Source organism: Sphaerisporangium sp. NPDC004334, assembly GCF_053602655.1.
This window is the reverse complement of sequence record NZ_JBSGDZ010000008.1, coordinates 171,481-195,283: the sequence shown is the minus strand read 5'-3', so window position 1 is coordinate 195,283 and position 23,803 is coordinate 171,481. Positions and strand designations below refer to the sequence as shown.

The window sequence follows — 23,803 nt, the reverse complement described above, 5'->3', positions numbered from 1 at the left end:
AGCAAGACTGGGGTCATGGAGGATTTCCGGATCGAACATGACTCGATGGGCGAAGTGCGCGTCCCGGCCGCGGCCAAGTGGCGGGCGCAGACGCAACGGGCGGTGGAGAACTTCCCGATATCCGGGCGCGGCCTCGAGCCCGCCCACATCGCGGCGCTCGGGCTGATCAAGGCCGTGGCCGCCGAGGTGAACGGCGAGCTGGGCGTCCTCACGCCGGACATGGCCGAGGCGATCTCCGAGGCGGCCACCGACGTCGCCGAGGGCGAGTGGAACGACGAGTTCCCGATCGACGTCTTCCAGACCGGGTCGGGCACCTCGTCCAACATGAACGCCAACGAGGTGATCGCCACCCTCGCCGAGAAGCGCCTGGGCCGGCCGGTGCACCCCAACGACCACGTCAACGCCTCGCAGTCGTCCAACGACGTGTTCCCCTCGTCCATCCACGTGGCGGCGACGGTGGACGTGGTCTACGAGCTGATGCCCGCGCTGGACCATCTGGCCGTCGCGTTGCGCCAGAAGGCCGAGGTGTTCGGCACGACGGTGAAGGCCGGGCGCACCCACCTGATGGACGCCACGCCCGTGACGCTCGGCCAGGAGTTCGGCGGGTACGCGACGCAGATCGAAAACGGCATCGCGCGGCTGCGGGCGACGCTTCCGCGCGTCGCCGAGCTGCCCCTGGGCGGGACGGCGGTCGGGACGGGCATCAACACCCCGCCCGGCTTCGCCGCCAAGGTGATCGAGAAGCTGCGGGAGGCCACGGAGCTGCCGTTCACCGAGGCGCGCGACCACTTCGAGGCGCAGGGCGCCCGTGACGCCCTTGTCGAGCTGTCCGGGCAGCTCAAGGTGATCGCGGTGTCCCTCACCAAGATCGCAAACGACCTGCGCTGGATGGGCTCCGGACCGAGGGCAGGGCTGGGCGAGGTCAACCTGCCGGATCTCCAGCCGGGCTCCTCGATCATGCCCGGCAAGGTCAACCCGGTGATCCCCGAGGCGGTGTGCATGGTGGCGGCCCAGGTCATCGGCAACGACACCGCCGTGACCTTCGCCGGGGCCTCGGGCAACTTCGAGCTCAACGTGATGATGCCGGTGATCGCGCGCAACGTGCTGGAGTCCACGCGGCTGCTGGCCAGCGTGTCCCGGCTGCTCGCCGACCGCTGCGTCCACCGGCTCACCGCCAACCCCGAGCGGCTTCGCGAGTACGCCGAGTCCTCGCCGTCCATCGTCACCCCGCTCAACCGCCACCTGGGGTACGAGGAGGCGGCGAGCATCGCCAAGCAGTCGCTCAAGGAGCGCAGGACCATCCGTGAGGTCGTGATCGAACGCGGCCACGTGGCCTCGGGCAAGCTGACCGAGGAGGCCCTCGACGCCGCCCTCGACGTCCTGGCCATGACCCGCCCGCCCCAGCCCACCACCCCCGAGCGCCCCGCTCCCGAGGACCCCGCTCCCGAGGACCCCGGCCCGTCCTGACCCGCGTGCATCCCGGGGCGCCGTTCCGGCCCCGGGGCTCCACTCCGCCGGAGGGTCCCCGGGTTTGTCGGTGGGGGTGGTTAGGGTGCGGGGTGTGGACGGGCGGCAGGGCCCGGCCGGCCGCGTCGCCGGGGAGGCGGCGGCACGAGGAGGTCGGTCATGACGGTGCTGGACATCAAGGCGCTCAACCGCGCCACGCTCGAACGGCAGCTGCTGCTGCGCCGGGCCTCACTGACCGCGCTCGAGGCCGTCGAGCGCCTGGTCGGCATGCAGGCCCAGGCGCCGTTCCCGCCGTACACCGGGCTGTGGACCCGCCTTTCCGGCTTCCAGCCCGACGAGCTGTCCAAGCTGCTCATCGACCGCGGCGTCGTGCGCCTCGCGCTCATGCGCAGCACGGTCCACCTGGTCAGCGCGGCCGACTGCCTGGCTCTGCGCCCGGTGCTCCAGCCCATGCTCGAACGCACCCTGCGCGCGGCCCACGCCGGGCAGCTCGCCGCCCTCGACGTCGAGGAGGTCGTCGCCTTCGGCCGCGCCCTGGTCGAGGAGCGGCCGCGCGACACCGGCGAGCTGGGCCGCCTGCTCATGGAGCGGTGGCCGGGCCTCGACCGCCAGGCGCTGCTCAACATCGTCCGCACCTACCTGCCGCTCGTGCAGGTGCCGCCCCGCGCCGTCTGGGGCAAGAGCGGCCGGCCGACGGTCACCACGGCCGAGTCCTGGCTCGGCCGGCCGATGGCGGCGTCGGCGGCTCCCGACGCGATGGTCCTGCGCTACCTTTCGGCCTTCGGCCCGGCGACGGTGGCCGACGTGCAGAAGTGGTCGGGCCTGACCCGCCTGCAGGAGGTCGTCGACCGGCTGGGGCCCGCCCTGCGGGTGTTCCGCGACGAGCGCGGGGCCACGCTGTACGACCTCCCGGACGCCCCGCGCCCCGATCCCGAGGTCCCCGCGCCGGTGCGGTTCCTGCCCGAGTTCGACAACCTGCTGCTGTCCTACGCCGACGGCTCCCGGGTCGTGGCGGCCGAGCACCGTCCCGCCCTGTTCACCGTCAACGGCATCATCCGGGCGAGCGTCCTGGTCGACGGCGTGGCACGGGCCTCCTGGAAGATCACCGAGTCCAGGGCCGGCAAGGGCGCGAGGGGCATTACCCGGCTGGTCGTCCAGCCGTTCACCCGGCTGTCCCCCGGCGAGGTCTCCGCCGTCCAGGACGAGGGCGCCCGGCTGCTCGCCTTCTCCGCCCCCGACGCCCCGCACGAGATCGAACTGGCCCCACCCCCATGACCGAGGGCCGGGCGGCGTTGCGGGGGCCGGGTCAGGCCCCGATGGCGTCGAGGGTGGTGAGGGTGTCTTCGGTGAGGACGAGGTCGGCGGCGGCGATGTTCTCGCGCAGGTGGTCCGGTGAGGACGTCCCGGGGATCACCGTCATGGTGGCCGAGCGCCGCAGCAGCCAGGCGAGCGCCACCTGCTGGGGTGTCGCGCCGATCCGCGCGGCCACCTGGTCCAGGGCATCCGACTGCAGGGGCGTGAACCCGCCGAGCGGGAAGAACGGCTGGAAGGCGATGCCCTCCCGCGCGCACCGGTCCACCAGCGCGTCGTCGCCGCGCTGGGCGATGTTGTAGAGGTTCTGCACGGTCACCACCGGGGCGACGCCCTGCGCCTCGGTGAGCTGGGCCGAGGTGACGCCGCTCACGCCCAGATGCCTGATCAGGCCCTGCTGCCGCAGCTCGGCGAGTACGCCGAACGACTCGGCCAGCGGCTCCTCGGTGGGCTCGGTGTGGCCGCCGACGCGCAGGTTGACCACGTCGAGCGCCTCGACACCGAGGTGGGTGAGGTTGGCGTGCACCTGGTCGATGAGGTCCTGCCGCGAGCGGGCCATGATCCACGACCCGTCGTCGCCTCGCGTGGCGCCCACCTTGGTGACGATCCTGAGGTCGTCCGGATAGGGGTGCAGGGCCTGCCTGATCAGCTCGTTGACGACGGCGGGGCCGTAGAAGTCGGCGGTGTCGATGTGGGTGACGCCGAGTCGCACGGCCTCGCGCAGCACCGCCACGGCCTGGTCGCGGTCCTTCGGCGGGCCGAACACCCCGGGTCCGGCCAGCTGCATCGCGCCGTAGCCCATCCGGCTCAGTGTGAGGTCCTCGGCGAGGGTCAGGCTGCCGCCGGGAGTCGTGGTGGTCATGATGTCGTCTTCTTTCCTCAGGCTTCCTCGGAACCGCCGCCGTGCGGGGCGCGGTCGGAGCCGGCCCGGCCCGGGTGGGCGGGGGGCGGGCCGACGGGTGGGGCGTCGTCGAGAGGCGACGGCCCACGTCACGAGTCTGGGTGACGACTCGGGAGTCAGAGGATGCCGCGCGGTTCCTGGGACTCGCAGGGACAGCCTAATTTCGTCCATGACTCGTAGGATTTATGCCGTGGACAGCAAAAACGCGCTCGGCGAGTACCTCCGTGCGCGTCGTGAACTGGTGCGTCCCGAGGACGTCGGCCTGGTGCCCGGCGGTCGCCGGCGGGTGCCCGGCCTGCGGCGCGAAGAGCTCGCCCTTCTCTCCGGGATCAGCTCCGACTACTACCTGCGCCTGGAGCAGGGCAGAGATCAGTGTCCCTCCGCCCAGGTGGTGGACGCCCTCGCCTCGGCGCTGCGGCTCGACGTGGACGGCGCCGCCTACCTGCACGAGCTGGCGCGGCCCCGCAAGCGACGCGCCCCCCGCACCCCTCCTGAGCGGGTGCCCACGGGCGTCGCCATGCTGCTCGGCTCCCTGACCATGCCGGCGTTCGTGCAGGGCAGGTACATGGACGTGCTGGCCGCCAACCCGATCGCCCAGGCGCTCTCGCCGAACTTCCGGCCGGGCGTCAACGTGTTGCGGGCGCTCTTCCTCGACCCGGCCGACCGCGAGCTGCACCAGGACTGGGAGCGGGCGACGAAGGCCGTCGTGGCCGGGCTGCGCGCGAGCGCCGGCCCCGACGCGGCCGGCGATCCGCGGCTGGAGTCGCTGGTGGGCGAGCTGTCGCTGCGCAGTGAGCGCTTCCGCAAGCTGTGGGCGCGGCACGACGTGGAGCGCCGGGCCGGCGGCACGAGTCACATGCTGCATCCGCTGGTGGGCACGCTGCACCTGCGGCGCGAGAAGCTGGCGCTCAACGGCGTGGACGGCCAGCTCCTGGTGGTCTACCACGCCGAGCCGGGGTCGGAGTCCGCCCAGGCGCTGGCGCTGCTCGGCTCCTACGCCGCCACCACCGAAACCGGCGACCCCGGTTCGCCGCTCTACTCCTCCGGGGCGGAGGGCAGGTAGCGCTGCTGGACGGCGTGGGCCATGCGGAGCAGGTACCTGCCGCCGGGCAGGCGCGTGAGGGTCCTGGCCAGCGACGAGCGCTTCGGGAGCAGCCTTCCGGGTTCCGCGCCGGCCTCGACGCGCACCCGGCCTCCTCTGGCCATCTCCAGGACGAACCGCAGGTCGGCCTCCTTGCCGTCGACGCGCAGGCGCGGCGCCCACACCCCGGGCCCGATGTGCCCCTCGCCCGCGAACCGGCGCGTGGCGACCTTGGCGACGAGCTGCCCGGGGTAGCGTCCGGGGACTCCGGGCTCGACCAGCGCCGGCACGCTGACGACGCGTCCGCGGTTGACCAGGTGGCGCAGCACCAGTTCGGCCGGCGGGCCGCCGCTCGGCGGGACGTACGGGACGGGCAGGACGACGAAGACGCTCCCGTCCCGGTGGGTGACCGCGGCCGCCGGCGAGACGAGCACGATCGACTCGGCGAAGGATTTGGGCTCGACGCAGACGCTGAGCTCGCGCTGCTCCGACCAGCAGGGGATGACCAGCCTGCTCGGCCGCCCGGCCAGGACGCCGACGCAGCTGAGCTGGGCGCCGCGGTGCCCGGCGACCCGGGTGCGGGCATGGTCGACGCCGGTGTGCATGCGGACGTGCACCTCCCACTCGCCGGGGCGCAGCGGGCGGCCGAGCGCGGCGGTGCCCACGTCCATCCGGGCCCGTCCGACGGCCCACAGGCGCACCCGGTCGCCCTCCTGGGACCGGCACATCTCGCCGGACACCGGCAGGAAGAAGATCAGCCCGTGGTCGGCGTGGCGGACGTAGACCTCCATGCGGGCCCGTTCCACCGACTCGGTGACGTCGGCCAGCCGCGGCGGGAGGGTGAACCCGTCCAGCGGCGGCGTCCACAGCAGCCGGTCGCCGTCCGCGCGGAAGGCGATGGGCGTCCCCTCGGCGTCGACGATCTCCACGGCCAGGTCGAGCAGCAGGACGTCGTCGTCCCAGCGCACCTCGCGTAGCTCGGCGCGCAGGGAGATGCCCCTGGAAGCCTCGCTGAGGGCCACCAGGCGCCTGAGTTCACCACTTCTGAGCAGAACCGCCCGCGCGCGCAGATGGACCGGCAGACCGGCGTCCAGCGCCTCGGGGAAGCGTTCGCGGGTCAGGTCGCGCAGCGCGGCGAACAACGCCGAGCGCTGGTCCGACCGCGCGGACAGCAGGCGGCGTCCGCCGAGCGGGCGCAGTACGGCCGTGCGGAACAGGTGGGCGTACAGGCGCTCCCGCTGCTCCCCCGGGTCGCTGTGGGCGTCGGCGACGGCCAGGACCGCGCGGACGCCCTCGACGAGCGCCGCCGGGTCGGCCGGGCGCTCGGGCTCGGCGCCCAGGTGGCAGCAGACCTGGTCGGCGAGGATGGTGATGACCTTGGCGGTGAGGTAGGCCGCAAGGACGAACGCCTGCTCCGACAGCTCCGGGTCGACGTCGGCGAAGCGGATCTCGCGGGTGTCCAGGAAGCTCCTGCGGAACAGCTTGTGCGCCGTCGGCAGGGCGAGCAGGCGGTCGCGCAGCACGTCGGCGCGTTCGCGGTTGCGGGAGAAGGCCCGCGGCGGCGGGTGGTCGCCCTGGACGAGCCGGCCGATCAGCACGTCGGCGTCGGTCTCGGCGGCCATGCGGTACATGGCCTCCAGCGCCACCCGCTCGAGGCGGTCGCGCTGGCCGAGCAGGTAGACGTACTCGCCGCGCGCCACGGCCAGTCCGACGTTGCGCCCGCGCACGGGCGAGCCGGTGTGTTCGAGGTGCAGCACCCGGACGTTGGGCCGCACGGCGGCGACGGCGTCGAGGCGCTCGCGCGTGCCGTCGTCCGACCTGTCGTCCGCGAAGATCACTTCGTACTCGTCCGACGGCATCGTCTGCTCCAGCAGCGAACGCACGCACGCGTCGAACGCGTCATCGTCCGGGCCTGGCTCCGCTACCGGCACCACCACGCTGACCTTCACACCCATGCGGCCAGCGTGCCGCCGCGCATCGCCCGCGCGCCCCCAGGCTTGCCGAAACCTCGAACAACCCTGACTAAGAGTTCGCGCGGATCATGACCGGTACGCCGGGCGTGGCGCCCGCCCGCGGGCGGGACCGCCGCGGCGGACGGACCGCGGGGCGGCCGGCCGGTATCGGCTCAGCTCGACGGACGGAGCGGATCGGTTGCGGCGGACGGACCGCGAGGCGATCAGTACCAGCCGGTGGCCTGGGAGTGCGCCCAGGCGCCGCAGGGGGACTTGTAGCGGGCGGCGATGTAGCCCAGGCCCCACTTGATCTGAGTGGCGGCGTTGACCTGCCAGTCGCCGCCGGCGCTGGCCATCTTGCTGCCGGGCAGCGCCTGGGGGATGCCGTAGGCGCCGCTGCTGCGGTTCATGGCCCGCTCGTTCCAGTGGCTCTCGCGGTCCCAGAGCTTCTCCAGGCAGCCCCACTCGCCGGCCCAGCCGCGCGCGGCGGCCAGTTCCTGGCCGAGCGCCTTGTTGCTGCCGGGGTTGGGCTGGGCTCCGGGCGGGAAGGCGTGCGCGGCGAAGCCTCCGCCGCCGGGCGCGGTCTTGACGATCTTCACCGAGTCCCACTTGGGCGCCGACTTGCTGCGGGCGGCCTTGATGTCGCGCTCGCGCTGCGCCTGGGCGGCGACGGCCTTGAGGGCGTCGGCCTCGGCGTCCGGCGCGAAGGGGTCGGACATGCGGGTGAGCTCGTTCAGGCTGAGCGGGGTCGCGGGGGTGGCGGCGTTCTCGCGCATCGTCTGCACGGTGAAGACGCCGAGCGCGGCGACCACGGCGAAGGAGAGGCCGATGACCACGACGCGCTTCGGGGTGAACCATGACTTGCGCGCGGGCCGCTGTTCGACACGGCCACGTGGCGGCGCGGCGTCGTCGTCGCCGTCCCGCCTGCTTCGCCTGTCTCTCACCTGCTGACCAGAGCTCACGGCCTATGAGCTTGCCGTGAGTTGGGGGGTGGTCCGCAACCCAAACGTAAAAGTTATTTGACGGTTACGTGGCTAACCGGCGAGTAACGTGCGGTTTCCCCGGCCGATGTGATTTTCGTCACACCACGCCGCCGGCCCGCCCTCCAGACCCCCGATCCGGAGGGCGGCGGGGCGCTCGTCCGCCCCGGAGGCGCGTCCGCGCGGGCGGACCGGATGCCCGGCCCACACCGTGCCCGCCCTCGGCGCGCGGGCGCGTGAGACGGGACGGCCGCGGACGCGCTCAGCGTGACGGCTTACTGTCGGGTTCCCATGCGGGCCATGTCACAGATCTGTGACACCTAAGGAGGTAACCGGGTTTCGGCCATAATGTGCTGATGGCCGGCATCCTCCTCGTCGAAGACGACCCCTCGGTCCGGACGGGCCTCGAGCTGGCCCTGACCCGCCAGGGGCACTCCGTGACCGCGTACGCGACCGGCGAGGAGGCCCTGGACCACGTACGCGCCCGCAGACCCGAGATCGTGATCCTCGACGTCATGCTGCCGGGCATCGACGGGGTCGAGGTGTGCCGCCGCATCCGCAGGCTGGACTCCCTGCCCATCATCCTGCTCACGGCGCGCGGGGACGATCTGGACGTGGTCGTCGGGCTGGAGGCCGGCGCCGACGACTACGTCGTCAAGCCGGTGGAGCCGCGGGTGCTGGACGCCCGCATCCGGGCGGTGCTGCGCCGCCTGGAGTCGGCCTCCGCCGACCGCATCAGCTTCGGCGACCTGGTGGTGGACCGGGGGGCGCTCAAGGTGACCCTGGCGGGACGCGAGGTCCACCTCACCCCCACCGAGCTGCGGTTGCTGCTGGAGCTCGTGCGGCACCCCGGGCAGGTGCTCAATCGCCGCTACCTGCTGCGCGCGGTCTGGGACCACAACCACGTCGCCGACTCCCGGCTGGTGGACGCCTGCGTCCAGCGCATCCGCGCGAAGATCGAGCCCGTTCCCGCCGAACCCGTCTACATCCACACGGTGCGCGGTTTCGGCTACCGGTTCAGCCCGCCGTGAGTCTCGGCCTGCGGCGTCCCACCGGGCTGCGCGGCCGGCTGGTCATCACCTTCGTCCTGGTCGCGGTGACCGCCTCCGCCCTGGTGGCGGGGATCGGCTACCAGCTCGTCCGCCGGGCGCTGCTGGACCGCGCCGAGACCGGCGCCGTCGTGGACGTCCGCGACGTCCTGCAGCGCATCGCGCTGCCGCTCGGCACCAGTGACCTGCTGTGGCCCACCGACGCGGTGGTGACCGACAGCGACCTGACCAACCTGGCCGAGTCCCTCGGCGGGCCGGACCGTCAGGTGATCCTCAAGTACGGCGAGCAGGAACGGCTGAGCACCGGCACGACGTTCGGGCTGGACGACGTCCCCGCGGAGCTGCACCACCAGGCCGCCGAGCGCATGGTCCGCCAGCGGCTGCTGATCAAGGACGACCCGTGGCTGCTGATCGGCACCCAGGTGCACCGGCGGACCCGCACCGGCGCGGTGCGCCCCACCGGCATGACGATCTACGTGTTCGTGTCGCTGAAGGAGGAGGAGGGCGTCCTGGCGCGGCTGCGCACCGCGCTCGGCCAGGCCTCGGGGATCACGCTCGCGGTCGCGCTCACCGTCGCGCTGGTGTCCGCCCGCAGCGTCCTGCGGCCGGTGCGCAGGCTGGGCGACGCGGCCCGCGCCCTGGGCGCCGGACGCCTGGACACCCGCCTGCCCGTCCACGGCCGCGACGAGCTGGCCGGGCTCACCGCGACGTTCAACGACGCCGCAGGCGCTCTGGAGCAGACGGTGTCCGAGCTGCGCGCCCTGGAGGCCATGTCGCGGCGGTTCGTCGCCGACGTCTCCCACGAGCTGCGCACGCCCCTGACCGCGATGACCGCCGTGACCGACATGCTCACCGAGGAGGCCGCGAACCTGCCGCCCGACGCGGGCAAGGCCGTGGACCTGGTGGTCCGCGAGATCAACCGGCTCAGGGTGCTGGTGGAGCACCTGATCGAGGCCAGCCGGTTCGACTCGGGCGCGGCCGTGCTGACCAGGGAGAACGTCGACGTCGGCATGGCGCTCGCCGACTGCCTGGAGATCAGGGGCTGGACCGGGCGGGTGCGCCTGGACGTGCCGCGCGGCCTGTCGTTCTCGCTGGACCCCCGGCGGTTCGACGTGATCGTGGCCAACCTGATGGGCAACGCCCTGCTCCACGGCGCTCCCCCGGTGAGCGTCGCCGCGCGCGTGCTGCGCAGCGGCCTTGAGGTGAAGGTGCGCGACCGGGGCAAGGGCATCCCGCGTCAGGACCTCCCGCACGTCTTCGACCGCTTCTACAAGGTGGGCGCGGGGCGGGCGCGCAGCGAGGGCAGCGGGCTGGGCCTGGCCATCGCCAAGGCCAACGCCGAGCTGCACGGCGGGACGATCAGGGTGGAGCTGTGCGACCCGGGCACGCAGTTCACGGTCTGGATCCCCTCCTCATGAGAGGGCGCCGAAGGATCGCGGCGGCGGCGGCGCTCGGTGCGCTGCTGGCCGGGACGGCGGCCTGCGGGGTGGACCCGACAGGGGTGGTCGACGCCGGCCCGGCCCCGGTGATCAGCGCCAAGGGCGCGATCGCGAACGTCTACCTGCTGCGGGACGGGCGGCTGGCCGCCAAGCAGGTGTCCACGGCCTCCAACGCGGCCGAGGACGTGATCAGGGCGCTGTTCGAGGTGAGCAAGCGGTCCGGGGACGGCCTGGGGTCGGCGCTGTCGTCCTTCACGGTCGAGCAGAGCGTGCTCGGCCGGTACGGGGTGGACAGCGGCGTGCGCAACGACCCGGAGAACCCGGTGGGCCTGCGGCTGCATGTGATCGTCAACGGGCCCGGCCGGCTCGGCAGGACGGCGATGGCCCAGATCACCTGCACCGCGCGGCTGCGCGAGGAGATCTGGGCCGTGAAGATCACCCAGACGACGCCCAAGGGGCCGCTGGCGCTGGGCGAGCACACCTGCCGCGAGTACCACGACCTGGCCGCGCCCGGCGTCAACCTGCCCCCGTGACCGCCCGCCGGCGAACCGCGGGCGGGCGGAGACGGGCGGGCGGCGTCAGGGGGTGATGTCCTCCAGCATCTCGGTCACCAGCGCGGCGATCGGGGAGCGCTCGGAGCGGGTGAGCGTGACGTGCGCGAACAGCGGGTGGCCCTTGAGCTTCTCGACCACGGCGACCACGCCGTCGTGCCGGCCGACCCTGAGGTTGTCGCGCTGGGCGATGTCGTGGGTGAGCACGACCCGCGAGTTGGCGCCGATGCGCGACAGCACGGTCAGCAGGACGCCGCGCTCCAGCGACTGCGCCTCGTCCACGATCACGAACGCGTCGTGCAGGGACCGGCCGCGGATGTGGGTGAGGGGCAGGACCTCCAGCATTCCCCGGTCGAGGACCTCCTCGATGACCTCGGGCGTGGTCACGGCGCCGAGCGTGTCGTACACCGCCTGGGCCCACGGGCCCATCTTCTCGTTCTCGGAGCCGGGCAGGTAGCCGAGGTCCTGGCCGCCGACCGCGTACAGGGGGCGGAAGACGATGACCTTGCGGTGCTGGCGGCGCTCGAGGACCGCCTCCAGGCCCGCGCACAGCGCGAGGGCGGACTTGCCCGTGCCGGCGCGGCCGCCGAGGGAGACGATGCCCACCTCGGGGTCCATGAGCAGGTCCAGGGCGATGCGCTGCTCCGCGGAGCGGCCGTGCAGGCCGAACACCTCGCGGTCGCCGCGCACGAGCCGCACCGACTTGTCGGGCTGCACGCGCCCGAGCGCCGAGCCCCTGCTGGACAGCAGGCGAAGGCCGGTGTGGGTCGGCAGCTCGCGCGCCTCCTCCAGCTCGGCGGTGCCGTTCTCGAACAGCGTCTCGACGTCATCGGTGGTGACCTGGAGCTCGGCCATGCCGGTCCAGCCGGACTCGACCACCAGGTCGGCGCGGTACTCCTCGGCGGCCAGGCCGATGGAGGCCGCCTTGACCCGCATCGGCAGGTCCTTGGACACCAGCACCACGTCGTGGCCCTCGGCGGCGAGGGATCGGGCGACGGTCAGGATGCGGGTGTCGTTGTCGCCGAGCCGGAAACCGGCCGGCAGGATCGCGGGGTCGCTGTGGTTCAGTTCGACTCTGATCGTGCCCTCGCCTATCGGCATGGGCTCGTCCAGCCGGCCGTACCGCACACGAAGATCGTCGAGGAAGCGCAACGCCTTGCGGGCGAAGTAACCGAGCTCGGGGTGGTGGCGCTTGGCCTCCAGCTCGGTGATCACGACGATCGGAAGGACGACTTCGTGCTCGGCGAAGCGGCTCATCGCCGCAGGGTCGGCCAGCAGGACAGAGGTGTCCACTATGTACGTGCGCCTCGATGGCGTGAGGCTACTGGAGGTAGTGGACGGGTTGCTCGAGGACACTGCCACGCGTTCTCCCCCGGGCGCCAGGAGTCAGCGCCCTGCCTATGAGGTGGTGAGCGGACCGGGCCCGATCGTGCGCCCCCACCTGCGCGAGGCGACGCCGGATCCCGGCCCTCCTCGTCAAAAGGCGACGCAAGGGCGGACCCTCTCCCGAAGTAGGCCGTACGGACTGCCTACTCCTTACGGTACGTCGTGGACGCCCCCTACCCAACAGCCGGACCAGGGCTGATAGGGGGTGTTCACGGGGTGTTTCAGTTTCCGTACCGCCGGTGCCGCGCGGCATACGACCGCAGCGCCCGCAGGAAGTCGACTCTGCGGAAGTCAGGCCAGTAGGCCTCGCAGAAGTAGAATTCGGAGTGAGCGCTCTGCCAGAGCAGGAATCCTGAGAGTCGCTGCTCTCCCGACGTGCGGATGAGGAGATCCGGGTCGGGGAGGCCGCGCGTGTAGAGATGCTCCGCGATGTGCTCGACATCGAGGACCTCGACGAGTTCCTCGATGCTCGCGCCCTTGCTGGCGTGCTCCTGGAGGAGGGAGCGCACCGCATCAGCGATCTCACGCCTTCCTCCATACCCAACTGCAACGTTCACAATCAGGCCAGGACGGCGTGATGTCACTTCTTTCGCATCTTTAAGGATGCGAGCCGTGCGATCGGGCAAAAGGTCCAGGGCTCCGACCGGGTTCACCCGCCACCCGCCGGCCACCAGGCCCTGCACGGTGTCCTCGATGATCTCCACCAGCGGGTCGAGCTCTTCTTTGGGCCGCGAGAGGTTGTCGTTGGAGAGCAACCACACCGTGACGATCTCCACGCCTGCCTCGCGGCACCACACCAGCAGCTCGGAGATCTTGTCCGCGCCCTTCTGGTGGCCGTGGCTGACGTCGCGCAGCCCCATGGCCCTGGCCCAGCGGCGGTTGCCGTCCACGACGACGCCCACGTGCCGGGGTATCTGGTCGCCGGACAGCTTGGTCTCCAGACGGCGCTCGTACAGCCGGTACACGAGATCGCGCACGCTCATGGAGACCTCCCCTTCGCCGCCCGTCCGCTGTCGGACGTTGACAACAGGCAATTATCACGTGCCCGGACCCGTGCCCGCCCCCCGCTTTGGGTTGCCGTTGCTTCCCGGAACGGGGAACGGGCGGCGAATGGATCACTTCGCCCCTGGTCGCGCGCTCGACGGCACCCGGTCGACGCCGGTCGGTCAATGCCGGCCCGTCGATGCCGGTCGCCCGGGCACCGTCGCCCGCGCACCGCCGTCGCCCGCGCGCTGACACCCGCTCACGGCCCGAGCGTCATCCCAGGCGGTCAACCAGGGAGTGGTACTCCTTCCACAGCCCCTTCGGCAACTGGTCGCCGAAGGTCGAGAAGTACTCGGGGATCAGCGCGGCGTCCTGCCTCCACACCTCCCGGTCGACCGAGAGCAGCGTGGTCAGGTCCTCCTCGGCGATGTCGAGGCCCTCGGTGTCCAGCGCGTCGCGCGTCGGCAGCAGCCCGATCGGGGTCTCCACCGCGCCGGCCCGGCCGTTCAGCCGCTCGACGATCCACTTGAGCACCCGGCTGTTCTCCCCGAAGCCCGGCCACAGGAAGCGGCCGGAGGCGTCCTTGCGGAACCAGTTGACGTAGTAGATGCGCGGCAGCCTGCCCGGATCGCCCGTCTGGCCGATCTTGAGCCAGTGGGCGAAGTAGTCGCCCATGTTGTAGCCGCAGAACGGCAGCATCGCGAAGGGGTCGTGGCGCAGCTCGCCGACCCTGCCCTCGGCGGCGGCGGTCTTCTCGGAGGCGACGTTCGCGCCGAGGAAGACGCCGTGGCGCCAGCTGAACGACTCGGTCACCAGCGGCACGGCCGTCGCGCGGCGCCCGCCGAACAGGATGGCCGAGATCGGCACGCCCTTGGGGTCGTTCCACTCGGGAGCCATGGTCGGGCACTGGGAGGCCGGAGTGGTGAACCGCGCGTTCGGGTGGGCGGCCGGCTCGCCCGAGGCGGGCGTCCAGTCGCGTCCCCGCCAGTCGGTCAGGTGCGCCGGCGGCTCGTCGGTGAGCCCCTCCCACCACACGTCGCCGTCGTCGGTCAGGGCCACGTTCGTGAAGATGCTGTTGCCCCAGAGCGTCCTGACGGCGTTGACGTTGGTCGACTCGCCCGTCCCGGGCGCGACGCCGAAGAAGCCGGCCTCGGGGTTGATGGCGTAGAGCCGTCCGTCCTCGCCGAAACGCATCCAGGCGATGTCGTCGCCGACGGTCTCGACCTTCCACCCGGGAATGGTCGGCTGGAGCATCGCCAGGTTGGTCTTGCCGCAGGCCGAGGGGAAGGCGGCCGCGACGTAGCGGGACTCGCCGTCCGGCGGGGTGAGCTTGAGGATCAGCATGTGCTCGGCGAGCCAGCCCTCGTCGCGGGCCATCACGCTCGCGATGCGCAGCGCGTAGCACTTCTTGCCGAGCAGCGCGTTGCCGCCGTAGCCGGAGCCGTAGGACCAGATCTCGCGGGTCTCCGGGAAGTGGCTGATGTACTTGGTGGAGCTGCACGGCCACCGGACGTCCTCCTGGCCGGGCGCCAGCGGGGCGCCGACCGAGTGGACGGCCTTGACGAACTCGCCGCGCTCCTCGATCAGCCGCAGGGCCTGGTCACCCATGCGGGTCATGACGCGCATCGAGACGGCCACGTAGGGCGAGTCGGTGATCTCCACGCCCAACTGGGAGATCTCGCCGCCGAGCGGGCCCATGCAGAACGGCACGACGTACATCGTGCGCCCGCGCATGCAGCCGCTGAACAGCTCGTCGAAGGTGGCGCGCATCTCCTTGGGCGCGATCCAGTTGTTCGTCGGGCCCGCGTCACGCGGGTCCTCCGAACAGATGAACGTGCGGTCCTCCACCCGGGCGACGTCGCTCGGGTCCGATGTCGCCAGGAAGCTGTTGGGCCGCGCGGCGAGTCGCGTGAGCGTGCCCTGCTTGACGAGAAGGTTCGTCAGGCGCGTCCATTCGGCCTCCGACCCGTCGCACCACTCGACGCGGTCGGGACGGGTGAGCTCGGCGATCTCTCTGACCCAGGCGGCGAGCTCGGCATGGGACGTCGGGGCGGTCATTTCAATGGAAAGTGACACGGAGCCGGCTCCTTACTCTCAGGCCAAACATCATCAACGACGGACCGCGCCGAATCCAATTGGCATAGACCAGTCGTGGAAACAGAGGTTCAAGAGCCCCTCAAAAGAGGAGATCCGGCGCCTGCTATTTCGACTCCGTTCGTGCCGGTGAATTCGGGACAGCCGTCGTCAGCCCTGCGCACTGCCCATCCGAGCGGCGTCATAACGTGCAGGGACCCCGATGGTTTCCCGGGAGTTTAACCATCTTGCCGAAGATTGGAGAGCCGCTTTCCGGCCGGCGGGCCGATCGCCCGCCGGCGCCGGAAGGTGTCATTGGTATAAACCAGTGAAAATGGTCTAGGCCATTCAAAAGATTGGTTTGCACCAATCTACGCGGTCACGTCGGGGCCCTCCGAGCGCACGCGGTCGACCTGCTGGAGGGCATCGCGCAGGTCAGCGAGCCAGGTGTCGGTGTGGCCGCCCACCAGGCGGACGCACCAGGCGAGGGCGTCGCTGCGGCTGCGCGCGACCCCGGCGGCGACCAGGGTGTCCAGCACCCGCCGTTCCTGCTGCCTGAGCCGGGTCATCACCGGGATCGAGAGGGTGGTGAACATCACTGTCCGGTCCTCGCAGGAGACGCCCCAGGAGACCTTGCGGCGGAAGCGGTGCTCGGCCTCGCGTGCGATCTCGATGCGGCGTTCGCGGGTCTCCTCGCGGTAACGCCCGATGTGCCCGTCCAGCAGGGCGGCCCGCTCAGCCCCGGACGTCGCCTCGGCGGCCTCGGGCACCGGCAGCGTGCCGATGACCGCGATCTCCTCGCGGTCGATCACGAACTCCGGCTGCCCGGTGAACCACTCCTCCGGCAGGCGACCGATGAACCACGATGTGATCACTGTTTCGTCTGTTTCCATGTAATCAGGATTACACCCCTACTCGATCGTCTCAAGAGGAGGCCCCCCGCCACTGCCATCTCTTGAAGGCGACGGTCACCTATCTCCGTCCCCGCCGCGACACCGGCGGACGACTTTCACCCCCGGCCGTGACCATGACCATGCCCCTCGAACGGCCCCCATCCGGCATCCGGGTGAGCACTCCGGCAAGGCCGCGCGTGGGCGGGCACAGCTGCGCCGTTCAAGGACCCACCCCCCAAGCAGGCGAGTGGGCCGACACCGCTGCCCACCCCCACTCAAGCGAGTGGCCAGATACGGCCGCCCAGCCAACGACCCCACCCCGCAAGCAGGTGAGCGCTCCAGCACTGCTGCCCACCCAACAACCCACCCCGTACCCAGGCGGGTAGGCGGGCACGGCTGCCTGCTCAAGGACCCACCCCTCAAGCAGGTGGGCACTCAAGCATTGCCGCCCACCCAACAACCCACCCCCTACCCAGGCGGGGTAGGCGGGCACGGCTGCCTGCTCAAGGACCCCACCCCGCACCCAGGCGGGTGAGCCGACACGGCTGCCCACTCAAGACCCCCACCCCGCGAGCAGGCGGGCGGCTGCCCCACTTAAGGACCCCACCCCGCACGCAGGCCGGTGGGCCGACACCGCTGCCCACCCAACACCCTCACCGCGCAGGCGAGTGGGCGGACACGGCTGCCGCCCCGGGGTTCGTCACCGACAGCGGGGGCGCCCCTGTCCCTCCGGCCGAAGAGGGGCATTCCACCGCACCCCCCACAGGCGCCGCGACGGCGAGAAGGGGGTACGGCGAAGTCGGCGCCTTGTGCGGCGGAGTCGACCCTTGTGCGGCGAAGTCGGCGCCTTGGGCGGTGGAGGCCCGGCTCGGTCACGCGAGAATTGGAAGATGAGCTCTCCCGCGAACGCCCAGCAGCGGTATCCCGGCCTCCGCGAGCGCAAGAAGGCCAAGACCCGGCGGACGATCCAGGAGCACGCCATGAGGTTGTTCGTGGAGCAGGGCTACGACAGCACCACGATCGAGCAGATCGCCGAGGCCGCGGAGGTCTCGCCGAGCACGTTCTTCCGCTACTTCCCCACCAAGGAAGACGTGGTGATCCAGGACGACTACGACCCGGTGATCGCCGCCGCGTTCGTCGCCCAGCCCGCCACGCTCACCCCCCTGGCCGCGTTGCGCGCGACGATCCGCCAGGTCTTCGACGAGGTGTTCCCTCAGGAGAAGGACACGATGCTGCGGCGCATCGAACTCGTATGGTCGATCCCCGCTCTGCGCGCCCGTCAGGTGGAAGGACAGATCGCCACCATGGCCACACTCAGGAACGCCATCGCCCAGCGCACCGGTGTCCCGGAGGACGACTTCCGGCTGCGCGTGTTCACCGGCGCGGTCATGGGCGCCTGGATGGCCGCCATCGAGCTGTGGATCGAATCCGAGGGAACCGAACCCCTGGCCGACCTGATGGACCGCGTCCTCGGCCTCCTCGAAGAAGGCCTGCCCCTCTGAGCCTGCCCGTCTGAGCCGGTCCTACCTGGCCGTGGTCACGATGGACAGGACCATCGCCCCGAGCGCCGCCACTCCCACGATCATCGCCGCGACCCGTACGAGTTGCAGGCCGACGCCGTCCTGCTCGGATCTGATCTTGCGACGACCGTCCCTCATCATCGCGGCGGCGATGCCGACGGCGGAGACGAGCGCCGCCCCCGCGACGCCCTCACCGGTCGGCCCGTCGTCGCCGGCCATGCCGAGAAAATAGATGATCTCGATCACGACCAGCCCGGCGACGCCGCCCAGCGCCCATCGCCCCCAATAGCCCTTCGGCACGAACACCTCACCTGGCGGCGCCGGAGCACCGCGACAGCCGCTCACCCCGTCGTCCGCTAGACGACCGCGTCCCAAGGGAAGTTCCCCTCTCCACCGCTGCCGGGACGATCGTGGCGCCGTGGACTGGAGTGGCTCCAGCGGGCCCAGACGGTCTTGCCGGTGGCGCCGGTCAGCGGGGTGACGCCGTGACCGTGGGCGAGAGCCGCGACGATGGCCAGGCCGCGCCCGTGCGTGGAGTCCAGTCCGAGGTCCAGGCGGTGCGGCTGTCCGGCGCCGTGATCGGTGACCCACACGAACAGGTCGCCGTCCCCCGCCCACAGCGAGACCCTGATCGGTGGCTCGCCGTAGGAGATCGCGTTCGCCAGCAGTTCCCCGACGACCAGAACGACGTCGTCCGCGAGACAGGACAGCTTCCACCCGCCGAGAGCCTCCTTCACCATGGCGCGGACCTTGCCCACGACCGAGGCGTCGCCCGGGACCTCCCAGCAGGCGACACGAAGACCGTCCGATATCTCCGGCATCGGCACTCCTTACCGTTGCAGTGACGGTGGGACATTCGGGTAATGGCTCGTATTCGTACGTACAAAACGGACCTAATATCGAGGGATCGACATATCCGGCTGAATGGATTCAGCGCCGAGGACAGGAGAGACCCCCACACCGTTCTTCCGTACGACGGAACTCCACAGATGGCCCTTACCCCTTCCCATGTTCCCTACCAGCGTCTTAGGGTCCGGCCGAAGAGGCCGCGTGTACCCCGGAAGGGTGACCTCGGCGACGATTCCGTGAACACCTGTGAGGGGCATCGTGAACGGCAACCGCATGACACCGCTCGAATTCTTCGCCAGGGAATTGCGGCAGGCCCGCGAGTCCGCCGGCCTCAGCCAGGCACAGCTCGCCACCGCGATCGTCGGCTACTCCCCGTCCTTCGTCGCCATGGTCGAGACCGCCCGCAGAGTCCCCAAGCCCGACTTCGCCGAACGCTGCGACCGCACCCTCGAAACCGGCGGCATCCTCACCCGCCTGGCCCAAGACCTCGTCTGCAAGGCCATGCCTCCGGAATGGGTCGGCAAGTGGTTGCTGATCGAGGGGAGGGCCACGTCACTGCTCTGGTACGAGCCACTGCTCGTGCCCGGGCTGCTGCAAATCGAGCCCTACGCCCGCGAAGTGATCGCGAACTCGGGAAGGCAGTACGACGTCGACGACCAGGTGGAGGCACGAGTGGCACGTCAGCGAATCCTGAACGGAGATACACCACCCATGTTCGTCATCGTCCTGGACGAGGGCGTGCTGCGCCGCCCGATCGGCGGGCCTCAGGTGATGCTCGACCAGATTACGCATCTGCTCGAAGTCGCGAAGCGTCCCAGGGTCGTAATACAGATTGTGCCGCTCGATGCCGGTGCTTATCCTGGCCTCGCCGGACCCCTCGTCGTCACGACTTTCGAGGGACGCGAGGTCGTCTACGTGGACAATGCACTGAGTGGCGACGTCTTCGAACACGCCCCCGACGTAGCGGCTCTGAAATGCCTGTGGGAATCCCTGCGAGCCGAGGCGCTTCCGGCACGACAATCCATCGAGCTGATGACAAAGGTGGCAGAGACATGGAAGTGACCAACTTGCACTGGCGCAAGTCGTCGTACAGCAGCGGCAACGGCGGCGCCTGCGTGGAGGTCGCGTCCCTCGCTGGCGGCTTGGCGGTACGAGACAGCAAGAATCCCACCGGACCCATGCTGCGCTTCACCTCCGACGAATGGCACACCTTCGTTCGCGGCCTCAAGAACATCGAACTCACCAGCGAGTAACCCCGGGGCGCCAGCGCCGCCCCGAGTGGTGGCGGTGCCGATACAAGAAATCCGAGGCCGGGGGCCGTTCGGGCCCCCGGTGCGGGCTTGTGGATTACGTGCTCAGCTCGGTGACAGGCCGACCAGCTCGATGTCCCCCGTCATGAAGGCCGTGAGGAAGCGCTCGCGACCGACGAGCTGGAAGATCTGGTCCGCGTACGCGCCGCTCTCGGCGTAGCCGAGCGTGGTCTTCCTGACCGGCGGGACGAGTTGCCCCTCCACCCCCATCATCAGCCGTTTCGTGGACGCCTCGCTCCTGTTGTCGATCATCCAGTTGAACACCTCCCTGGTGACCACCTCGATGAACCCCTCCTTGATCACCATGGGCCTGCGCACCTTGTCCACCTGCGCGAGGAGGGTCGGATGGATGAGGTTGTGCGTCATCTCGTGGACGATCGTCTCGATGGTCTCCCAGCGGGCCTGCGACTCCGGGCGGTCGGTCCTGAACTCGGTGACCAGGCCGACACCGCCGCCGCCCTCCGCGCCCGCGTGGGAGTTGGAGCCGATGTGCTGGAAGAAGTAGACCGCGAGTTTGCGCACCGAGGGCTCGTCGGCGATCCACTGTCCGAGCATCTTGAACAGGAAGACCCTGTCGTCCGACCGCATGGAGTCATATCCGGCGAGGGTGAAGACGGGCTTACCCGCCGAGGTGTCCTCGCCGACCACGTAGGCCCGGTTCATCAGGTGCTTGACGAGGTCCTGCCCGGTCGGCATCGTCCTGGTCTTGTCGTAGATCTTCGAGAAGTAGTCGAACCCCGTGAAGAAGGGACCGTCCTCGCGCGCCGCCGCGTACGGCTGAAGCATCTGCCAGGCCACGGCCTGGGCGAGCCGCGCGATCAGGCCGAGATCTTCCCACTGCTGGAACCTGGGTTCCTGCCCCGGCTGCCGTCGCCACTGCACGACATGGTTCAGCAGGAGGTTCTGCAACTTCGGCAGGAGCTCCTTGCGGAGAAGGTCCTTGTCGAGCGGCGGTGACTGCCCACCCGGCCCGCTGGAGGCACCGGGCCCGCTCGGGGCGTTGGAGGTGGAGGGCGGGGGACCGTAGCAGGCGGCGGCCTGCTGTCGCACCTGGTCGGGAAGCCGGGCCACCTTCGCCTTCAGCGCGGCCCGCAGCCACCCGGTGCGGCCGAGCACCTGGAGCTCGAACTCGGCGCGGTTCGGGGCGGGCATCACCGGCTCGGCGGGGATGTTGCGCACCAGCCATGTCAGCGCCCCCTTGAAATCGAACCCGGGGACGGCTTCGCGGTTCACCGCCAGCAGATTGGCCGCGTACAGCAGCCAGAGGCGCAGTTGCGTGTCGGTCAGCTCTTGGGCGAGGGCGGGGTCGTGACCGGCGATCCGGTAGATCCTGATGAGCTGGGCCGTCACTTCCTGGTCGCCGAAGCCGAGCACGTCGCCATGCTTGACGTTGACCTGGAGCGGCGGGAGATCCAGAGTCCGGTTCACCGGCTGATCTCGCTGGACGACCGCCAGGGCGTCGTCCATGGTGGGGATCTTCGGAGTGGTCACACGTCCTCCTGCCGCCGGCCATTGGTACGTTCCATCAGATCCCACCCCCGCCGGAATCGAGCTAACAATTCGGCGGCACTTACACGGCCATCATTTTCGACCGTCCGGAAACACCAACCGCGCGAAATCCGGTCCCGACCCCCGAGTATGGATATGTCCGTACAGCGGAGCACGAATAGATAGACCATTTACGAGCATTTGCACCATTGGCGACGATCGTCCAATTCTTCGTCGCCCGTTCGCCCGTTCGGCCGTTCGGCTGTCATCACCGGTTTCGGCACGAGGGACGGCCCGGTCACGGCTGAACGCCGCCGTGGCGCAGGCCGTTCACGAGAAGGGCGAGCAGGCGGTCGGCCTGGGCCGGGCCGTCCGGGGCGTCCTGGGTGGCCCAAGCGATGGCGCTGACCATTTTCAGCACATCCCCCTCATCCGCGTCGGCGGCGACCACGCCCGCTCGACGTGCCCGCGCCACCAGCGCGGCCCCCACCTCGAACATCTCCGCATGCCAGGTCGACACCAGGCCGTTCCCGCGGTCGAGCGCCGAGTTCATCACGGCGGCCGCGAGACCCCGGTAGGTCAAGGAATGCGTGAGGGTCGCGCGCAACCACGTGAACAGCGCGTCGAATCGGTCCTCGGCACTCAGCAGCCCGCGACCGAGGTCGACCAACTCGGCTATCTGCTCGCCGAGCACCGCCTCGATGAGATCCAGCCGCGTGGGGAAATGCCGGTACAGCGTTCCGCTGGCCACCCCTGCCCGCCGGGCGATCTCGTCCAGGGAGGCGTCCACGCCGAACTCGGCGAACGCCCGTCGCGCCTGCTCGACCAACTGCTCGTAGTTGCGTCGGGCGTCCGCACGCTTCGGACGTCCGGCACGCGGCTGCGATTCCTGGCCTGCCAGCGCGATCACCACACCCTTGCTAAGCGGGGACACAGTCCGGTAACGTCCGCACCTAACCGGACCATGTCTCACCTTTACGACGTGATCCACCTTACGGCATGGAGGGCCGCCCCTATGGCGCTGTCGGAGCAGGACCGAATCGACATCAACGACCTGATCAATCTCCACGGCCACCTCACGGACGCGGGCGAGCTCGATGAGGCACTTGAGCTGCTCACTCCCGACGTCACCTATGACGTGAGCGACCTCGGCTCAGGCGCGCAGCACGGGACCGCGGCCATACGTGACGCGGCGCTCGCGTTGGGCGACGCCAACCCGGTCGGCCACCACGTCACCAACATCGTGATCACTCAGATCGACGAGCACTCCGCGAGGGCCCGGTCGAAAGGGATCGGCATCAAGGCCGACGGATCCGCCGGCAGCGTCGTCTACGACGACGTCCTCACCCGCCGGCCCGACGGCTGGAAGATCCACTACCGCAAGGTGACCGCCAGGCGAGCGCCCCTCGGCGGGCGAGAGGCCGGCCCGCGCGAGGTTCTGGAACGTTGGCGTCAAGCCGCCATCGACCAGTCCGCCGATGACATGAGCCGTCTGTACGCGGTCGACGCGGTCCACGAATTTCCGTTCACCGCTCCCGGCTCACCGTCCCGGCTTGAGGGCCGGGAGGAGATCGTGAACTGGATAGCCGCAGGCTGGAAGGCCGGCCCGCTGAAGTATGAGCGCTATCGCACTCTTGCCGTCCACGACACCGGCGATCCAAAGACGATCATCGTCGAGCAGGAGGCCCTCGGGACCAGCACGGCAACCGGCGAGTTCGCGCTTCCCAACATCGTCGTGCTCACCGTGCGCGACGGGCAGATCGTACGTCTGCGCGACTACGTGAACATCCTGGCAGCCGCGGCCGCCATGGGACGAGACGTATGACCGCGCACCGTAGGTTCGGGAAGATCGTCGCCACCGTCCGCGCGTAGGCGAGCGGGTCCTGGGCCGTGCCGTAGGCGCCGCCGACGCCGGCCACCATGTCGGCGACGGTCTTGCCGTGCGTCTGCAGGTCGTCGGCGGGCACCCCGGCGTTCAACCGGTTGCCCCAGCCGGTCCGGGCGCTGTCGTCGGCTTCAGCTGACGCGATGTCTGCGAAGGCGACTTCGGTGGACGCGGCTTCGGCGAGCGTGACCTCGGTGGGCGCGGATTCGGGGTGGGTGGCGGCTATGGGGGAGCGGAGGCGGGCGACCGACGCCTCGGTGACGACCAGGTCTTTGGTGCCTATTCTGGCCTGGCCGGGCCCTTCGTCATCGCCGATTTCGCTGGCAGGGAGGTCGTCTACGTGGACAACGCCCTGAGCGGTGACGTCGTGGAACACGCGCCTGATGTGGCGACCATGAAACGCCTGTGGGAATCGCTACGGGTGGAGGCCCTGCCCATGAAGCAATCCCTCGAGCTGATGGCAAAGGTGGCAGAGACGTGGAACTCGCGCATCTGAGCTGGCGCAAATCCTCCTACAGCAGCGGCAACGGCGGTGACTGCGTCGAGGTGGCCTCGCTCCCGGCGGGCATGGCCGTCCGCGACAGCAAGAATCCCGCCGGTCCCACTCTGCGCTTCAGCTGCGGCGAATGGCGCACGTTCGTCCACAGCCTGAGGACGAGCGAACTCGCCAGCCGGTAGAGATCG

At 70.3% G+C, this 23,803-nt stretch carries 24 protein-coding genes; 12 read left to right on the top strand and 12 right to left on the bottom strand.

The features are described 5' to 3' along the window. Positions 1–15 precede the first annotated feature (15 nt). Both ACWEN6_RS12255 and ACWEN6_RS12250 read left to right on the top strand, forming a co-directional pair. Entirely contained in the window at positions 16–1,467 is a 1,452-nt protein-coding gene (locus ACWEN6_RS12255; protein ID WP_452570240.1) for a class II fumarate hydratase, read from the top strand. 159 nt (positions 1,468–1,626) lie between these two features. Then, positions 1,627–2,742 (top strand): winged helix DNA-binding domain-containing protein, encoded by a 1,116-nt coding sequence (locus tag ACWEN6_RS12250; RefSeq protein ID WP_452570239.1) that lies wholly within the window; start codon positions 1,627–1,629, stop codon positions 2,740–2,742. Between the two features lie 31 nt (positions 2,743–2,773). Here ACWEN6_RS12250 and ACWEN6_RS12245 read toward each other — a convergent pair whose 3' ends face one another. Next, on the bottom strand, positions 2,774–3,640 hold the full coding sequence (locus tag ACWEN6_RS12245) for an oxidoreductase (RefSeq protein ID WP_452570238.1): 867 nt from the start codon (positions 3,638–3,640) through the stop codon (positions 2,774–2,776). Between the two features lie 229 nt (positions 3,641–3,869). On the opposite strand from ACWEN6_RS12245, the gene ACWEN6_RS12240 reads away from it, so the two are divergent. Beyond that, a complete protein-coding gene (locus ACWEN6_RS12240; RefSeq protein WP_452570237.1) occupies positions 3,870–4,742 on the top strand; it encodes a helix-turn-helix domain-containing protein in 873 nt (290 codons plus the stop codon). Here the strand turns inward: ACWEN6_RS12240 and ACWEN6_RS12235 are convergent. Further along, positions 4,715–6,715, bottom strand: coding sequence for a glycosyltransferase family 2 protein (locus ACWEN6_RS12235; RefSeq protein ID WP_452570236.1), 2,001 nt, complete (start codon positions 6,713–6,715; stop codon positions 4,715–4,717). The genes ACWEN6_RS12240 and ACWEN6_RS12235 overlap by 28 nt on opposite strands. Positions 6,716–6,936: 221 nt before the next feature. Continuing rightward, positions 6,937–7,656 carry an aggregation-promoting factor C-terminal-like domain-containing protein gene (locus ACWEN6_RS12230; RefSeq protein ID WP_452570235.1) on the bottom strand — a complete coding sequence of 240 codons (720 nt, stop codon included), beginning with the start codon at positions 7,654–7,656 and terminating at the stop codon, positions 6,937–6,939. Between the two features lie 392 nt (positions 7,657–8,048). On the opposite strand from ACWEN6_RS12230, the gene ACWEN6_RS12225 reads away from it, so the two are divergent. From ACWEN6_RS12225 to ACWEN6_RS12215, 3 genes are read left to right on the top strand one after another with little or no spacing between them, the layout of a single operon-like run. Further along, on the top strand, positions 8,049–8,723 hold the full coding sequence (locus tag ACWEN6_RS12225; protein WP_380828786.1) for a response regulator: 675 nt from the start codon (positions 8,049–8,051) through the stop codon (positions 8,721–8,723). Next, on the top strand, positions 8,720–10,159 hold the full coding sequence (locus ACWEN6_RS12220) for a sensor histidine kinase (RefSeq protein ID WP_452570234.1): 1,440 nt from the start codon (positions 8,720–8,722) through the stop codon (positions 10,157–10,159). Before ACWEN6_RS12225 ends, ACWEN6_RS12220 begins: the two co-directional genes overlap by 4 nt. Beyond that, positions 10,156–10,713, top strand: coding sequence for a hypothetical protein (locus ACWEN6_RS12215; RefSeq protein ID WP_452570233.1), 558 nt, complete (start codon positions 10,156–10,158; stop codon positions 10,711–10,713). The genes ACWEN6_RS12220 and ACWEN6_RS12215 overlap by 4 nt, the downstream gene beginning before the upstream one ends. Before the next feature lie 45 nt (positions 10,714–10,758). On the opposite strand, the gene ACWEN6_RS12210 is transcribed toward ACWEN6_RS12215, so the two are convergent. From ACWEN6_RS12210 to ACWEN6_RS12195, 4 genes are all read right to left on the bottom strand, one after another. Beyond that, positions 10,759–12,027 (bottom strand): PhoH family protein, encoded by a 1,269-nt coding sequence (locus ACWEN6_RS12210; protein ID WP_452570322.1) that lies wholly within the window; start codon positions 12,025–12,027, stop codon positions 10,759–10,761. A gap of 311 nt (positions 12,028–12,338) precedes the next feature. Next, positions 12,339–13,100, bottom strand: a complete 762-nt coding sequence (locus ACWEN6_RS12205) for an isoprenyl transferase (RefSeq protein ID WP_452570232.1) — start codon at positions 13,098–13,100, stop codon at positions 12,339–12,341. Positions 13,101–13,374: 274 nt separating this feature from the next. Continuing rightward, on the bottom strand, positions 13,375–15,159 hold the full coding sequence (locus tag ACWEN6_RS12200) for a phosphoenolpyruvate carboxykinase (GTP) (protein WP_452570321.1): 1,785 nt from the start codon (positions 15,157–15,159) through the stop codon (positions 13,375–13,377). Positions 15,160–15,545: 386 nt separating this feature from the next. Then, positions 15,546–16,067 (bottom strand): hypothetical protein, encoded by a 522-nt coding sequence (locus tag ACWEN6_RS12195; RefSeq protein WP_452570231.1) that lies wholly within the window; start codon positions 16,065–16,067, stop codon positions 15,546–15,548. A gap of 890 nt (positions 16,068–16,957) precedes the next feature. On the opposite strand from ACWEN6_RS12195, the gene ACWEN6_RS12190 reads away from it, so the two are divergent. Further along, the gene (locus ACWEN6_RS12190; RefSeq protein ID WP_354922750.1) at positions 16,958–17,569 is read left to right on the top strand and encodes an acyl-CoA-like ligand-binding transcription factor; all 612 of its coding nucleotides are present in this window, start codon (positions 16,958–16,960) and stop codon (positions 17,567–17,569) included. Between the two features lie 21 nt (positions 17,570–17,590). Here ACWEN6_RS12190 and ACWEN6_RS12185 read toward each other — a convergent pair whose 3' ends face one another. Both ACWEN6_RS12185 and ACWEN6_RS12180 read right to left on the bottom strand, forming a co-directional pair. Continuing rightward, entirely contained in the window at positions 17,591–17,887 is a 297-nt protein-coding gene (locus tag ACWEN6_RS12185; protein WP_452570230.1) for a hypothetical protein, read from the bottom strand. Positions 17,888–17,943: 56 nt separating this feature from the next. Further along, entirely contained in the window at positions 17,944–18,408 is a 465-nt protein-coding gene (locus ACWEN6_RS12180; RefSeq protein ID WP_452570229.1) for an ATP-binding protein, read from the bottom strand. A 286-nt stretch (positions 18,409–18,694) separates the two neighbouring features. On the opposite strand from ACWEN6_RS12180, the gene ACWEN6_RS12175 reads away from it, so the two are divergent. Continuing rightward, positions 18,695–19,498: a helix-turn-helix domain-containing protein gene (locus ACWEN6_RS12175; protein ID WP_452570228.1), complete on the top strand. Its 804-nt coding sequence runs from the start codon at positions 18,695–18,697 to the stop codon at positions 19,496–19,498. After that, the gene (locus ACWEN6_RS12170; protein WP_452570227.1) at positions 19,489–19,689 is read left to right on the top strand and encodes a DUF397 domain-containing protein; all 201 of its coding nucleotides are present in this window, start codon (positions 19,489–19,491) and stop codon (positions 19,687–19,689) included. The genes ACWEN6_RS12175 and ACWEN6_RS12170 overlap by 10 nt, the downstream gene beginning before the upstream one ends. A gap of 102 nt (positions 19,690–19,791) precedes the next feature. On the opposite strand, the gene ACWEN6_RS12165 is transcribed toward ACWEN6_RS12170, so the two are convergent. Both ACWEN6_RS12165 and ACWEN6_RS12160 read right to left on the bottom strand, forming a co-directional pair. Next, positions 19,792–21,237 (bottom strand): hypothetical protein, encoded by a 1,446-nt coding sequence (locus ACWEN6_RS12165; RefSeq protein ID WP_452570226.1) that lies wholly within the window; start codon positions 21,235–21,237, stop codon positions 19,792–19,794. A 295-nt stretch (positions 21,238–21,532) separates the two neighbouring features. Then, on the bottom strand, positions 21,533–22,144 hold the full coding sequence (locus ACWEN6_RS12160) for a TetR/AcrR family transcriptional regulator (RefSeq protein WP_452570225.1): 612 nt from the start codon (positions 22,142–22,144) through the stop codon (positions 21,533–21,535). A gap of 105 nt (positions 22,145–22,249) precedes the next feature. Here ACWEN6_RS12160 and ACWEN6_RS12155 point away from each other — a divergent pair, with 105 nt between their 5' ends. Then, on the top strand, positions 22,250–23,059 hold the full coding sequence (locus ACWEN6_RS12155; RefSeq protein ID WP_452570224.1) for a nuclear transport factor 2 family protein: 810 nt from the start codon (positions 22,250–22,252) through the stop codon (positions 23,057–23,059). Here the strand turns inward: ACWEN6_RS12155 and ACWEN6_RS12150 are convergent. Further along, positions 22,974–23,495, bottom strand: coding sequence for a hypothetical protein (locus tag ACWEN6_RS12150; RefSeq protein ID WP_452570325.1), 522 nt, complete (start codon positions 23,493–23,495; stop codon positions 22,974–22,976). The two genes, ACWEN6_RS12155 and ACWEN6_RS12150, sit on opposite strands and share 86 nt — an antisense overlap. Here ACWEN6_RS12150 and ACWEN6_RS12145 point away from each other — a divergent pair. After that, on the top strand, positions 23,409–23,615 hold the full coding sequence (locus ACWEN6_RS12145) for a Scr1 family TA system antitoxin-like transcriptional regulator (RefSeq protein ID WP_452570320.1): 207 nt from the start codon (positions 23,409–23,411) through the stop codon (positions 23,613–23,615). The two genes, ACWEN6_RS12150 and ACWEN6_RS12145, sit on opposite strands and share 87 nt — an antisense overlap. Continuing rightward, positions 23,597–23,797 carry a DUF397 domain-containing protein gene (locus ACWEN6_RS12140; RefSeq protein ID WP_452570223.1) on the top strand — a complete coding sequence of 67 codons (201 nt, stop codon included), beginning with the start codon at positions 23,597–23,599 and terminating at the stop codon, positions 23,795–23,797. Before ACWEN6_RS12145 ends, ACWEN6_RS12140 begins: the two co-directional genes overlap by 19 nt. Positions 23,798–23,803 lie beyond the last annotated feature (6 nt).

Coding starts and splice junctions, on each gene's coding strand:
- ACWEN6_RS12255 (WP_452570240.1), top strand. CDS start 16: ATGGAGGATTTCCGGATCGAACATGACTCGATGGGCGAAGTGCGCGTC.
- ACWEN6_RS12250 (WP_452570239.1), top strand. CDS start 1,627: ATGACGGTGCTGGACATCAAGGCGCTCAACCGCGCCACGCTCGAACGG.
- ACWEN6_RS12245 (WP_452570238.1), bottom strand. CDS start 3,640: ATGACCACCACGACTCCCGGCGGCAGCCTGACCCTCGCCGAGGACCTC.
- ACWEN6_RS12235 (WP_452570236.1), bottom strand. CDS start 6,715: ATGGGTGTGAAGGTCAGCGTGGTGGTGCCGGTAGCGGAGCCAGGCCCG.
- ACWEN6_RS12225 (WP_380828786.1), top strand. CDS start 8,049: ATGGCCGGCATCCTCCTCGTCGAAGACGACCCCTCGGTCCGGACGGGC.
- ACWEN6_RS12215 (WP_452570233.1), top strand. CDS start 10,156: ATGAGAGGGCGCCGAAGGATCGCGGCGGCGGCGGCGCTCGGTGCGCTG.
- ACWEN6_RS12205 (WP_452570232.1), bottom strand. CDS start 13,100: ATGAGCGTGCGCGATCTCGTGTACCGGCTGTACGAGCGCCGTCTGGAG.
- ACWEN6_RS12200 (WP_452570321.1), bottom strand. CDS start 15,159: ATGACCGCCCCGACGTCCCATGCCGAGCTCGCCGCCTGGGTCAGAGAG.
- ACWEN6_RS12195 (WP_452570231.1), bottom strand. CDS start 16,067: ATGGAAACAGACGAAACAGTGATCACATCGTGGTTCATCGGTCGCCTG.
- ACWEN6_RS12190 (WP_354922750.1), top strand. CDS start 16,958: ATGAGCTCTCCCGCGAACGCCCAGCAGCGGTATCCCGGCCTCCGCGAG.
- ACWEN6_RS12180 (WP_452570229.1), bottom strand. CDS start 18,408: ATGCCGGAGATATCGGACGGTCTTCGTGTCGCCTGCTGGGAGGTCCCG.
- ACWEN6_RS12170 (WP_452570227.1), top strand. CDS start 19,489: ATGGAAGTGACCAACTTGCACTGGCGCAAGTCGTCGTACAGCAGCGGC.
- ACWEN6_RS12155 (WP_452570224.1), top strand. CDS start 22,250: ATGGCGCTGTCGGAGCAGGACCGAATCGACATCAACGACCTGATCAAT.